The following is a 13,285-nucleotide window of genomic DNA, read 5'->3' as shown; positions in this document are numbered from 1 at the left end:
GCTACTTTAGCTTTTCCATCAACGCCTGGTGGACGTTAGCCGGCAGGAAATGGGTAACGTCCCCGTGATGGCGCGCCACCTCTTTTACCAGCGTGGAAGAGATAAACGACCACTCTTTGGAGGGCATCAGGAATACGCTCTCCAGCTCCGGCATCAGGTGGCGGTTCATGTGCGCCAGCTGCATCTCATATTCGAAGTCTGCCACCGCGCGTAAACCGCGAATAAGGATGTTTGCCTGCTGAGCGCGGGCGAAGTTGGCCATCAGATCGCTAAACCCGACCACTTCAACGTTCGGCAGATGCGAAATGGCATCGGTGGCGAGCTGGACGCGCTCGTGCAAATCGAACATCGGTTTTTTGCTGGGGCTGGCGGCAATGGCCAGGATCACCTTGTCGAACATGCACGCCGCACGGGTGATGATATCAAGATGACCGTTAGTGATCGGATCGAAGGTACCCGGATAAATCGCTTTTGTGCTCATGGCTCACGTTTTCTCTGAGTAGCCGCGGCAAAGCGCCCACAGCTCGGTGTATTTGTTGAAAGTATACTGGGCATTCACCACCGCCAGTAGCCACCCCTGTTTACCGTCCAGCACGCCACCACGCAGCAGGAGCGTTTTCAGAAACGCGCCCAGCGTATGGGTGAAGATACCGCTCAGCGTGGCCTTCTTGCCGCGCTGGTGGCGCTCCTGCGCCCATGCGGTGGCATAGTTAAGCTGTTTACGCTGGAAGCTGGCGAAATCCCGACAGGTCAGGTGCAGCAGGTCGCCCGTCAGGGGAACCACCTGGGCGCTGTCGCAGGCCAGGGATTCATGGACCAGGCTGTCGTTGTACTGATACCGCTCGCGCTCGTAGAGACGCATCACGCGGTCTGGATACCAGCCGCTGTGGCGCATAAAACGGCCGAGGAAATAGTTGCGGCGCGCAATACTGTATACCGCGCCAGGCTGGGGCGAGGAAAGCACCGCCTGAATGGCCTGCTGAAGTTCCGGCGTGACGCGCTCGTCGGTGTCGAGCATCAGGACATAATCGCCTGTGGCGTATCCCTGCGCGCGCTGGCGCTGGATGCCATAGCCTTGCCAGTCGGTGTTAATAAAGACCTTTGCGCCCGCTGCGCGGGCAACGTCCACCGTTTTGTCCGTGCTGCCGGAATCGAGCACGACGATTTCGTCAGCCCAGGCGACGGAGGCCAGGCAGTCCGGAAGCAGGTCGGCGGCGTTTTTGGCGATCATCACGACCGACAGACGCGTTGACATTAGTGGCTCCGCTGAGGCAGATAAGGTTGCAGAAGTTGCAGCAGACGGGTCAGTGCCCCCTGGTTCTGATGCAGCACTTCAACGGCATGACGCCCGTACCACAGGCGATAATCTTCGTCAGTCAGAAGGGTCGAGACCTCTTTGACCACCGAATCCGCATCGGTCACGGTAATTAAGCCATCGGCCTGCTGCAATTTCGCGCAGATATCTTTGAAGTTAAACGTGTGCGGCCCCATCAGCACCGGAATGGCGTGGGCTGCCGGCTCCAGCGGGTTATGACCGCCGCGTTCGACCAGGCTGCCACCGACAAACGCGAGGTCAGCAATGCCGTACAGCAGCATCAGTTCGCCCATCGTATCGCCAATCACCACCTGGGTGCTGCCGGAAGGAATTTCACCGCTGCTGCGCAGGGTGAAGCTGAAACCGCCTTTCTGCACCATGTCGCGGGCATCTTTAAAACGCTCCGGATGGCGAGGCACGAGGATCAGCAGTAAATCAGGGAATTTTTCCAGCAGCTGACGGTGAGCCTGCAGGATAATTGCTTCTTCGCCATCGTGGGTACTGGTCGCAATCCAGACCTGACGACGCGGAGCCCACTGGCGACGCAGCGTGATTGCGCGGGCGGCGAGTTCAGGAGTAACCGAAATATCAAATTTCAGGCTGCCCGTCACCGCAAGCTGGTTGCGTTTGAGACCGAGGGAGACAAAGCGCGCTGCGTCTTCTTCGTTTTGCGCGGCAATCAGCGTGATTTTGCTGAGCAGGCGGCGCATAAATTTACCCAGCTTGCCGTAGCCTTTCGCCGAGCGCTCTGACAGGCGCGCGTTGGCAATTACCAGCGGAATTTTACGGGCATGCAGAGCGGAAATCATGTTCGGCCACAGTTCGGTTTCCATCACGATCACCAGCTTCGGGCGAACGGTATTCAGGAAACGATTCATGGCGCAGGGCAGATCGTAAGGGAGATAGACGTGTTGCACGTCTTTGCCAAAAGCGGATAACGCGCGCTCTGAGCCGGTCGGCGTCATCGTCGTGACGGTGATCGGCAGAGACGGATAGCGGTGACGCAGGGCGCGAACCAGCGGGATCGCCGCCAGCGTTTCACCAACAGAAACGGAATGCAGCAAAATACCGTCCGGTACGACTTTATTGCGGCAGAAGCCATAGCGCTCGGCCCAGCGTTTACGATACGCAGGCGCTTTACGGCTACGAAGCAACAGTCTCAACCACACCAGTGGCTGAATGATGTAGAGCAGAGCGGTATACAACAATTCCAAGCGATTATCCGTTTTTTTAGTTTCGGCGGGCAAATTCTAAGCATTTAAGCCAGGTAAAGCTATCTCTTATGCCAGATACCGTTTCAAACGGAAATAACGGCGGCCAAGTCGCCAGCGCAGACGCGGGCTTTTTGCACTTTTCCAGATGAGTCTCCAGATGCCTTTTTCGAAGAACTCTTTAATAATCATGGATTTCTTCTTCTCATCTTTCATGTTGTCGAAGGTGTGAATAATCCCCAGTCCCTCTTTGGCGATTTGCCAGTGGCAGGCCGGGATACCTTTCACTTTATCCGGGTAGCGCTGATTGATGGCATCAAGCATCTGCAGGATTTTCATGTAATGGCGCGCCGAGCGAATGAGCGTGTCGTCATTGTCCGGCATATGGGACACCGATGCGGAGTGAATGTAGTAGTCATAATAACGTTCACTGGTGTACTGAACCCGCTCAGCCGCGAGAAGCACTTCAGTCGTCCACGGAATATCCTGATGGCGCAGGCCGGGTTCGAAATGGAAGCTGTGTTTACGGATAAACTCGTGGCGATAGATGTTCAACCAGGTGACGTGGAGGAACTTACGAGAATCCAGCGCCATCTTTAACCATGCAGGACCGGTCATGACGCCTGTTGATGCCAGTTTGTCTTCAGGGAAGATCGGACGTGAAGGTTTCTTGTTATTCTCCCAGACGTAGTTCCCGTTACAGGTCGCGACATCCAGATTCTGCGTGACGGCCATATCCAGCAGATGCTGATACATGCCGGGTTTAAAAATATCATCAATATCAGGGAATGAAAGATATTGGCCTGTTGCGACGGCCAGACCGGTGTTACGTGCAATAGACACGCCCTGATTTTGTTGTTCAATAACCTGCAACTGCGGCAGTTGTTCACGCCATTTTTCGACGATTTGCATCGAACCGTCAGTAGAGCCGTCATTGACAATGATGACTTCCATATTATCAATGCGTTGAATTACAAGGCAGGTAAAGAACTGATCCAGGAAAGCTTCACCGTTATAAACGGCAACCACCACGCTTAACAATGGCGCTGAATTTTGCATAAGAAACCTGATTATTTTTGATTGTCGACCAAGGCGATGTATTGCTGGCAAATGGCGTTGATACCGAATGATGCGATCGTTGCACGGTCAACAACCGGCGGAGCGGCATAAATATCTGCCAGCGTATTCGCCAGTGACTCGTCATTCATTTCCGTCAACCCGCGCGCCAGAACGCCCGTTAGGATTTCGGCTGGCCCACCCGGACAGTTAGTGCTGACGGGCGGCGTCTGGCAAATGATCGATTCGACCAGCACATTACCAAAACCTTCGCAGTCTGAGCTTAACACTAAGAGCCGCGCCCCTTTAATCCACGGGTATGGATTGGGCTGAAATGGACGGAAAATAATCTTATTTTCGATCCTCAGTTCGGCGGCAAGCTGTTTGAGCGCCTGAATTTTTGAATCAGAGCCATTGCCCATCATCACGAGCGACGTATCAAGATTGCTCAGCGCGAATGCACGCAGAAGACGGTCATGGCGTTTATGCTCGTGGAAGCGACCCACATGAATAATGTAATCCTGCCCCTCCATCTCAAAAGGCGCGTCCGCAAGGCGCTGTATCTCGGGGATATCAAAGGGATTATGGATGACCGCTTTGCGCCGAAGATTGATGGCCAACGTCTCTGAAAGGTCATGCAGCACGGCGGCGGAGACAGTGACAACGTTGCGGTTTTCGTAGGTATGACGAATTTTAAGATGTTTAAACCAGCGTGAAAGTCCGCTGCGATGGCGAAGGTAGGAGAACGAGAACATGCCATGCACGCAGAACCAGACTTTGTCCCGTTCCAGCGCGCGGCAGTGCGACACAATGCGGTCAGTTTTATGCAAATGAGAGAAAACAACGTCAAACTTGCCGCTGCGCTCAGCCCGTTCAATGGCCTGATCCAGCAATCGGGCGCGGCGTGGGATCTCCGTCAGCTTTCGCCACGGTTTTTTACATGTGTCCTGAACAACCTGATAATCGATGCCTTCCGGGATGGCGTAATCACACACTTTCCGCAGCGAGAAGAGAGAGACCTGATGCCCCATCTCTGTTAATCCGCGGGAGAGTGTAAGAACCGTTTTTTCAGCTCCTCCACCGGGTAAACCATCAATAATCATTAGGATGCGCATTTTTAATCCAGTAATTTTTGATAAAGCGAAATAAGCTGACTTGACAGTTTTTCAGGGGTGGCGTCTTTTATACGTTCACGTGCCGCCCGTCCCATATCGTTATTTTTTTCCAGCGAAGGGGTGGCAGCTACCGCCTCCTTCAATGTGCTGATATCAAGTGCGTCACAGTAAAATCCGTTCTTGCCCTGCTGAATGAATTCTGCACCACCGCAGCTTTCTGAAGTAATGACGGGCAAGCCGCAGGCCATCGCTTCAAGAATGACGTTTGGAAAAGGATCATACAGCGTTGGCAACAGTAAACCATCAGATAGCTGATAAAATGGTAGCGTCTCTTTTTGCATCCCCAGAAAACGGATTTGCCCCTCGCAGCCTAATGAACGGGCGAGGTCGCGATAGCGACGTTCTGCTTTATCCTGCCCAACCACAATCAGCCACGCCTCGGTTCCCGCAATAGCGCGGATGGCGCTGGCCAAACCCTTGCGTTCAAAACCTGATCCGACGAAACAGAACACGACGGCATCGGCTGGTAAACCAGCTTGCCGACGCAGCACGGCACGTTGCGCCTCTTCTGCAGGAATAAAGCGGCTGGAATCAATTGAATTATAAATCACATGTATCTTTTTTGCGTCAATATCAAAGTCTTCGACGATCTCACGTTTGATCATCTCCGCATTGCATATCACCGCTTTTAGCTCGGGTGCCTGATACATTTCACGTTCAGCGTTCATCACGTAACGGTGATAACGATCGTGCATGAGTAGCTTCGCACGCCAGGCTGGCAGGATCCGCGCGCGTTGTAATAGCCAGCGACGATGTACCCCATCCCCTGCGCGATAAATGTCGCAGCCCGGGATACGCTCGTGACTTTGTACAATATCAAACTGTTGCTGCTGCCAAAGCGCTCGTGCAGCATGCGCAAATCCGCGTTCTCGGCTGATCCTGCCCCACTTGCGCGGGTCACATATGTGGATATGCCAGTCGTCTTGTTTTTCACCCTGCCATTCACGCGTGATGACGTTGAGTTCAAGGTTTTGGTTGCTCAGTGCGGTGAGTGCTCTGGAAACGAAGCGTTCTGCCCCGCCATCAGGACGATATTTTTGGCGAACAATGGCCAGACGATGGTGTTTCATGACAGATATCTCCTTGCCGCGGAGACGACAGCATCAACGGGAATGGCGTCGAGATAGCGCTCTTTAGTTTTAGTATCAATCTTGTCTGGATCGGGAAGTGGACCATAGTTACCTGCCCAGATCACTTCTCCGTTGACCTGCCACGGTGACCAGAACGTCAGTTTTGAGGGGCCAAATAATGCCACGCATGGGGTTTGCAGCGCGGCAGCCATATGCATAGGAACGGAATCAACGCCAATAAACAGCGACGCATGATCGATAAGAGACGCTAGCTGACGCAAGGTCAATTGTCCCGCCAGGGATACCACACCCGTTTCCGGTGAGGCCGCGCGAATGCGAACGATCATCGCCAGCTCTTTTTTATCCGGACCGGCTGTGAGCACAACTGTATGGCCATCCTGCTGAAGGGCGGTGATGGTTTGTGCCATCTTGTCTTCGTCCCAGCACTTAAAGAACCAGCGTGACGTCGGCTGGATCACAATAAAGCGCTCTCCCACACCATTTTGCGCCAGCTTTTGACGGGCGTGATCCCAGTCTTCTGCGCTGTAGGCCATGGTAACTGCAGGCAGGGGAACGACCGGTAACGGCCTCAGAATTGAAAGATTCTGTTCAACGGTATGCAGCGCCTTATGATTCTCTACTGAGACCAAATCGCTATGGCAGAAACGCCAGAATGCATTTTTACGCTTATTAAATGCGAACCCCAGTCGGACGGGGGCGCCGGTGAAACGGGTGACGATGGCGCTACGCCACTGATCGGCAAGGTTAATCACCAGGTGATAATGTTGCGCTCGTAGCGCGCACAGCAGTTGCCACTCTTTTTGCAGGTGCTTCAACGTGCCTAACTGCTTCCATTTACGATCGATCCCATAAATTGTCCCGATCGCCGGATGCGCGGCGAGCATGTCGCGCGTTTCTTCATACAGCAGCACATCAATCTGTGCCTGCGGCCATTTTTGACGCAACGAATCAATAACAGGTGTGGTGAGTAACATGTCGCCATGATGGCGGAGTTTGATCAGTAAAATGCGCAAATCAGGCGTATCAGGTAAGTTATTCATCATCATCTTATCGGCGTTGTTCTATTGGCAATTCTAATAGACCTGATAGCGACTTGCACTCTTTCTCCATAATCTCAGGAAATTCCCTGGAAGGGTTTACTCATGGTTTGGAGAGTGCGTAACATAGCGCTAACTTCCCTGTCTTGCGGACTCATTATGAAAAAACCAGCGTTTATCATCACGATTGATACTGAGGGCGATAATCTCTGGCAAAATCACCGCGTCATTAAAACCGAAAACGCGCGCTATCTGGCGCGATTCCAGACGCTTTGTGAGCGTTTTGGCTTTAAGCCGGTGTGGCTGACAAATTACGAGATGGCGATCGAACCCGTCTTCATTGAATTTGCCAGAGACGTCATCGCCCGCGGTCAGGGGGAAGTGGGAATGCACCTTCATGCATGGAATAGCCCACCGGAGCACGATCTTACCGGAGATGACTGGCGCTGGCAGCCTTATCTGATTGAGTTTTCAGACGAGGTGATGCGTGAAAAAGTGCTGTTCATGACCCGCCTGCTGGAAGAGACATTCCAAACCAAAATGTTAAGCCACCGTGCCGGGCGTTGGGCATTTGATAGCCGCTACGCCAGACTATTGATTGAACTGGGCTATCAGGTTGATTGCTCTGTCACGCCGCGCGTGAACTGGCGCAACGCGAAAGGCGCTCCGCAGGGGAATGGCGGAACCAATTATCAGCACTTTCCAGACCACGCCTACTTTATTGATACAGACGATATCTCACGGGCGGGCAATAGCCCCTTACTCGAAGTGCCGATGAGCATTCAGTATAAGCATCCGGCCTGGTTGAATACCGTCAAGCAGGGCTACGATCGGCTTCGCGGTAAATACCGCTCACCGTCCGTAAACTGGCTACGACCGTCTGGTGGAAACGCCGCGCAGATGATTCAGGTCGCGCAACAGTGCTTATCGCAGGGGAATGATTACGTGGAGTTTATGCTTCATTCATCTGAGTTTATGCCTGGCGGGAGCCCTACGTTTAAGGATGAAGCGGCGATTGAGGGCTTGTATCGCGATCTGGAAGCGCTGTTTACGTGGTTGTCAGATAAAACTGTAGGGATGACGTTAGCGGAGTTTTATCAGTACAAAAAAAATTAATGCCCGCGTAGCGGGCATTATCATCAGCGTTGTCTAGTTTGCGAAAAGGGTGTACTTAAGGCAAACAGGGTAACAAAGAAGATCAAGGCTTCTGAGCTCAACAATATAACGTCGGTCAGGCCATACAGTAAAAGCAGGAGCATGGTCGTTAGCAACAGGCCATTGTTATTTTTAAGCGCGTAAACGATCATCGACGCAAAGAAAAAGAATAATATCACCAGCCCAGGGATACCCTGCAGCGAGTATTTCTCAATAAATTCATTGTGCAGATGAACATTGATATATGTTAGTGCAGTAACCAGATGTGGATGTCCCTCTTTTATATAACGCTGCGTCCATGCCTGGCGATCTTCAACTGACTGCCCCAATGGATGCGCGAGCCCGTTCTGAATACCCACGGTCCACATGGAAAAACGCGCGCCGAGTGAGGTTTTGTCATACCCTTTCTCATAGTTTGCTATTTCGATTTGCGTTTGCGTTATCTTCGGCGCAATCAATGGCTTGTAGCTAACGATAATAATCCCCGCCACAATACATAAAAAGATCAGCGTCGATTTAAGATGAATTCGTCTGAAGTGGTAAAGCGTGAGCACAATGGCCAAAAGCAAATACAGGCCCATTGCGGCACGCGTCCCCGTCAGAAGAATGATGAAATAAGAAATTAAAATGGTGAGACCCGCAGCCACATACAGCTTAACGTTTTTCTGCAGATAAAGACTGTATACGAAAGCGAGAGATAACACAGAGTATACGTAAGCTGATACGGTCGCACGATTAATGGCCATCTCAATACGTACCATTCCCTGCGATGCCTGCCATAAGCCATAACCCGTGGCGAGGACAAACCCCGCGCCTGAGGCATAGAAGAAATACTTCTGGAAGGAGGCCTTATCAACGTAAGACTTAAACCGGTCAAGATAGAAAATAAGAAAACTGGCTAAAATCAGCTTCTTACTTGAACCGAGATAATCGCTGTATGCGTTCAAACCTTCACTATGGTATTCATAAACCATGTACCAGGCAAAATTAAGTAACCCAACCAACAAAATGGGAAGTGCTATTGAAAAGGGGCGCAGTGTGATTTTTTTATATTCGAGCGCTAAGCCGATAATGCTGGCATATATCGCGATATAGAAAAACTCTCGCTGCTTACCCGAACTGATCAAGGCCAATGCAAGCGAGATAAGGCTCAGAATTAGCGTCAGTTGATAAAGACGCAATTTTACTTTTTCCATAATGCCTCAATAACCCTTTTTTTATAGCTGAAACGAACATCACTGGATAAGAAAAATGATAGCGAATAAAGCGCATTTACCCGTGATTTAACGAATTTGAGCTGTTGATCGGTAAGGTGTTGCCGATGGTTGCTGTAGATATCAAACCAGTGACAATTAATCAGATTTTTAAACGCTTGCGGAAACGTTTTTTCCATCTTTAATGTACATTCAACAAGTGTCGTGATTTTACTGGCGTCGAGACGACTCGACAAACTTTCGCTACGTTTGATGTAATAGTAATGGCCCCGGCGTTGATAGCAGATTTTTTCTGCCTGCATGAGCATGGCAGGAAATACCGCAAAGTCTTCGTAACAGACCATCGAGGGAATAGGGTTGCTCTCGTACAACTTCCGATGAATAAATTGACCGATGAGATGTGCCTGAAACTCTTTATGCTGCAAGAAACGCTTTATCGCCTCATTCTGTGAAAAAGAGACGGGCGTAAAGCCCTGCCAGAATGCGGTGATTTTCCTGATATCACGGGTTTCCAGCAAGCGCGTCAGTAGCATATCTGGACGCTGTGCTTTCAAAAAAGCCACTGCATCCCTGAGGCTGCAAGGCTTCAGTCGATCATCACTATCGAGCATCGTGATGTAATCGCCTGATGCCAGAGACACTGCACTGTTTCGAACATGACCGACGTTACGGTACTCAACGTACCGGGATTGCGCGTGCGGGAACGCAGGCAACCATTTTTCGATAATATCCTGTGTGGCATCATCGGAACTGTCATTAAAGATAATGACTTCAACAGCATCGCCCGCATTATCAATCGCGGCGTGCAGGCTTTCTAACGTAGCATGAAGCGTATCTTCGGCGTAATGCGCGGCAATAATGACGCTAAGAAAAGCCATAGAAATTAGTTTCCTTGAGCATCAATAGCATAGGTGGTTGCGTTAACGTTAGGTGACTCGCAGATAAAATGTTTAAGCTCGCGTAGCGCGTCTTCTGTTACCGCGAATAATGCTTCGCGTTCTTGTGAAAAATAATAACGTGTTTCAAACACATAAGAACAAATATTGTCGTCATTACCAATCAACAACACATTGCCAAGCGGACGCTGTTCATGGTGACAGCATGGTCCAAACAGCAACACCACCGGCACACCTACCGCGTCGGCAATATAAACGTTCCCCGAATCCGATGCGATATAACAATCCATCTTTGAAATCGCCCAAGGAAGCTCTTCAAGGGAAATTTGCCCGATGAGGTTGGTGAAATTGGGCATTTCACCATAAGCACGGGTGATATCATCCATCCACGGCTGCTCATTGGGCGCACCAAACACATAAAATTCGCAGGGCAAGTCGGCGAGATGATCCACAATCCGCTTCCAGATGACCGGCGGAACGGTTTTTGCCTTATTCCCTGCGGCAATACTGATACCGATACGTATAACGTCGGGTTTATCAAGGATTGCCGGATACGTTGCAGGTTTGAAAAGTGGTTTTGTGGCGTGCTTTGGAGAATCTTGCCAGGTAAGCGAGCGGTCTGCCAGCTTCAGATAGTTGGTTACCGACAGCGTCTGTTTGCCGTGCTCAACAGTACCGTCCGCCGTTGTATAAAAAATCCCGTGGTACCATCTGCGCGTGTAAGTGCTCAAAAACTGTTTGTTTTTAGCATTGCAGACGGAGGCGAAAAAGAGATTAACGCTGTTGGGTTGCAGCAAATACACATTGTCGTAGCGATTCATGATCCTGCAGGCAAAGCAGAGCTTATGCCACAGATTACGCTTATGCTGCTCAATAAAGAAAATCTGTTCGATAGTGTCATCATGCTTCGCAAGCGCGCCAACGCTGCGACTGATCAACACATCGCTTTTTTGCAGATACGCCAGTAGAGGCGTTGCATTAATAAAGTCACCGATTTTAGCTGTCTGGATGACAAGGTTTTTCCCCGAGTCTTTGCGGAACAGCTTCCGGACGAGTTTCACCGGAAAGAGTAAAATCAGCAGAAATACGTAACTCATGGGTTAAATATCCCTGTTGGAAAGCCAGCGGCTGCCCTGTAAAAATGAAAATATAGCATCTGCGCTAATATCCTTCGTTTGCTGACTCGGGCTGACCATTTGATGCTGGTTTTTGCCGTAGCCCCCGATCAGACCCGGATCGGTAGGGCCAAAAATTGTGATATTTGGACGATCCAGCGCCGCGGTTAAATGGCTTAAACCCGTATCAACGGAAACGACAGCGTTAGCCCCAGCGAGCTCTGCGGCGACTTGCGCCAGCGTGAGTTTAGGCAAAACTTCTACATGCGAAAAACCGGCTGCCAGGCGTTCTGCACGCTGCCGCTCATGTTCCGCACCCCACGGCAGTTTAATATGGATGCCGGCAGGTTGCATTAGTTCAATCAGCCTTCGCCAGTGCGTTTCCGGCCAGTGTTTATCATCGCGCGTTGTGGCATGCAGGAAAACCAGATAAGGCTGTGCAGACTTATCTGCAGCGCGCAAAAAATGCTGCGCAATGGCGTAATCGCCCTGCGTCTCGGGCTTTGCATAGCCAAGACTCTTTGCAAACAGCTCGCGGGTACGTTCCACCGCGTGCTGTTGCTTCGCGATGTGGTGGCGGCAGTTATAGAACAGGCTCGCCAGCGGTTCGCGGGCGGTTTGCCAGTCCATGCCGTGTTTTACGCCGTGCGCCAGACGCGTCACCAGCGCGGCGCTTTTGACCAGCCCCTGCGCGTCGATGATGGCATCGTAGCGTTGCGCCTGTACCGCCTCGCGGAAGGCTTTGCGTTCGGCTTTAATCGGGGCAGAGAACCACGCTTTGCGCCAGCGGCGAATCGCCACCGGGATCGCGCGGTCGACCGCTTCATGCCAGGTAGGAATTTGCGCGAAGCCCTCTTCCACTACCCAGTCAAAACGAATGCCGGGAATGGCCTGCATGGCGTCCGTTAGTGACGGCAGCGTATGCAGAACATCACCCATTGACGAGGTTTTAACGATCAATACCCGCATCCGTTATCCTTCTTCGCTCAACAGCAGTTCGTTAAGCTCTTCCAGAACGCGCTGCGGGGTAATGTCGATCAGGCTCTGGTGATAGCCTTCTGCGGCATCGCCTTTGCGCACTTTGTGATAACCGGTGATGAGGCGAATGACGCGCGCTTTATGGGAAAGCGGAGGCGTGAAGTCCGGGCTGCTTGGGCCATACAGCGCAACCAGCGGGCGGTCGAGCGCAGCGGCGACGTGCATCAGGCCTGAGTCGTTGGTAACCACGGCTTTACAGGCGGCAATCAGGATAACCGCCTGCTCAAGCTGGGTTTCTCCCGCCAGGTTGCGGCACCATGCCTGTTGTTCATTACTGAGCGTCGCGAGAATCTCATTGCCTGCCTCGTGGTCTTTTGCCGAACCGAACAGGACTATCTGGTAGCCTTTGTCAATCAGCTGTTTCGCCAGCTCCGCATAGTGATAGTGCGGCCAGCGTTTCGCCGGACCGAACTCGGCGCCAGGGCAGAAGCCAATCATCGGGCGTTCAGACGAAAGTCCAAACGCGTTGCAGGTGTGGGATTTTTCACCGTCGTTAACCTGAAGCTGTGGCCAGAGCAGCGGCTGCGGCAGGTCTTTCGCGCTGCGCATCACGCCTTTGTCGTAGGCCAGCGCCACGTAGCGCTCCACCATCAGCGGCCAGGCCTCTTTATCCAACACGCGCGCATCGTTCAGCAGGCCGTAACGCATTTCACCGCGCCAGCCGGTACGGTGCGGGATGCCCGCAAAGAAAGGCACCAGGGCAGATTTAAAGGAGTTTGGCAGGACATACGCGCGGTCATAGCGCTTCTCGCGCAGACTATGGCCGAGCTTGCGGCGTTCGCCAATTTCCAGCGCCCCGTGGCCGAGCGGCATCGGGATAGCTTCATTCACTTCCGGCATACGCGATAACAGCGGACGGCACCATGCGGGTGCCATCACGTCGATTATCGCCTGGGGATAGCGCGCCTTGAGCGTGCGATAGAGACTTTGCGACATCATCATGTCGCCCACCCATGACGGGCCGATCACCAGAATCTTCATA

Annotated in this window: 13 protein-coding genes; 1 reads left to right on the top strand and 12 read right to left on the bottom strand. The window is 52.0% G+C overall.

The window, feature by feature from the left end; translation table 11 throughout:
- Window position 1: 1 nt before the first annotated feature.
- The 7 genes from coaD to rfaQ all read right to left on the bottom strand — a co-directional run bounded on the left by coaD (window position 2) and on the right by rfaQ (window position 6,894).
- The gene (gene coaD, locus M2433_RS15555; RefSeq protein ID WP_047347565.1) at window positions 2-481 is read right to left on the bottom strand and encodes a pantetheine-phosphate adenylyltransferase; all 480 of its coding nucleotides are present in this window, start codon (window positions 479-481) and stop codon (window positions 2-4) included.
- 3 nt (window positions 482-484) lie between these two features.
- Window positions 485-1,255, bottom strand: coding sequence for a glycosyltransferase family 2 protein (locus M2433_RS15550; RefSeq protein ID WP_429055466.1), 771 nt, complete (start codon window positions 1,253-1,255; stop codon window positions 485-487).
- Window positions 1,255-2,529: a lipid IV(A) 3-deoxy-D-manno-octulosonic acid transferase gene (gene waaA / locus M2433_RS15545; protein ID WP_429055469.1), complete on the bottom strand. Its 1,275-nt coding sequence runs from the start codon at window positions 2,527-2,529 to the stop codon at window positions 1,255-1,257. The genes M2433_RS15550 and waaA overlap by 1 nt, the downstream gene beginning before the upstream one ends.
- 66 nt (window positions 2,530-2,595) lie before the next feature.
- Window positions 2,596-3,585, bottom strand: a complete 990-nt coding sequence (locus M2433_RS15540) for a glycosyltransferase (protein WP_429055471.1) — start codon at window positions 3,583-3,585, stop codon at window positions 2,596-2,598.
- A gap of 11 nt (window positions 3,586-3,596) precedes the next feature.
- Entirely contained in the window at window positions 3,597-4,697 is a 1,101-nt protein-coding gene (locus tag M2433_RS15535; RefSeq protein ID WP_429055473.1) for a glycosyltransferase, read from the bottom strand.
- A gap of 2 nt (window positions 4,698-4,699) precedes the next feature.
- Complete coding sequence (locus tag M2433_RS15530) at window positions 4,700-5,827, bottom strand: glycosyltransferase family 4 protein (protein ID WP_429055475.1); 1,128 nt, start codon at window positions 5,825-5,827, stop codon at window positions 4,700-4,702.
- Complete coding sequence (rfaQ, locus tag M2433_RS15525; protein WP_429055478.1) at window positions 5,824-6,894, bottom strand: putative lipopolysaccharide heptosyltransferase III; 1,071 nt, start codon at window positions 6,892-6,894, stop codon at window positions 5,824-5,826. Before rfaQ ends, M2433_RS15530 begins: the two co-directional genes overlap by 4 nt.
- Before the next feature lie 150 nt (window positions 6,895-7,044).
- On the opposite strand from rfaQ, the gene M2433_RS15520 reads away from it, so the two are divergent.
- Window positions 7,045-8,001 (top strand): polysaccharide deacetylase family protein, encoded by a 957-nt coding sequence (locus tag M2433_RS15520; RefSeq protein ID WP_429055481.1) that lies wholly within the window; start codon window positions 7,045-7,047, stop codon window positions 7,999-8,001.
- Between the two features lie 23 nt (window positions 8,002-8,024).
- On the opposite strand, the gene M2433_RS15515 is transcribed toward M2433_RS15520, so the two are convergent.
- Genes M2433_RS15515 through rfaF form a run of 5 tightly spaced genes read right to left on the bottom strand, consistent with a single transcriptional unit; the run spans window position 8,025 to window position 13,284 of the window.
- Window positions 8,025-9,236 carry an O-antigen ligase family protein gene (locus M2433_RS15515; RefSeq protein ID WP_429055483.1) on the bottom strand — a complete coding sequence of 404 codons (1,212 nt, stop codon included), beginning with the start codon at window positions 9,234-9,236 and terminating at the stop codon, window positions 8,025-8,027.
- Complete coding sequence (locus M2433_RS15510; RefSeq protein WP_429055485.1) at window positions 9,224-10,132, bottom strand: glycosyltransferase family 2 protein; 909 nt, start codon at window positions 10,130-10,132, stop codon at window positions 9,224-9,226. The genes M2433_RS15515 and M2433_RS15510 overlap by 13 nt, the downstream gene beginning before the upstream one ends.
- 5 nt (window positions 10,133-10,137) lie before the next feature.
- Window positions 10,138-11,247: a glycosyltransferase family 9 protein gene (locus M2433_RS15505; RefSeq protein ID WP_429055486.1), complete on the bottom strand. Its 1,110-nt coding sequence runs from the start codon at window positions 11,245-11,247 to the stop codon at window positions 10,138-10,140.
- Window positions 11,248-11,250: 3 nt separating this feature from the next.
- Entirely contained in the window at window positions 11,251-12,234 is a 984-nt protein-coding gene (rfaC, locus tag M2433_RS15500; RefSeq protein WP_429055489.1) for a lipopolysaccharide heptosyltransferase RfaC, read from the bottom strand.
- A 3-nt stretch (window positions 12,235-12,237) separates the two neighbouring features.
- Complete coding sequence (gene rfaF, locus M2433_RS15495) at window positions 12,238-13,284, bottom strand: ADP-heptose--LPS heptosyltransferase RfaF (RefSeq protein WP_429055491.1); 1,047 nt, start codon at window positions 13,282-13,284, stop codon at window positions 12,238-12,240.
- Window position 13,285: the final 1 nt, after the last annotated feature.

The organism is Enterobacter sp. AC1 (assembly GCF_050434705.1).
Lineage (GTDB): Bacteria > Pseudomonadota > Gammaproteobacteria > Enterobacterales > Enterobacteriaceae > Enterobacter > Enterobacter cloacae_L.
The sequence above is the reverse complement of the archived record's forward strand: the minus strand, read 5'-3'. Positions and strand labels throughout refer to the sequence as shown.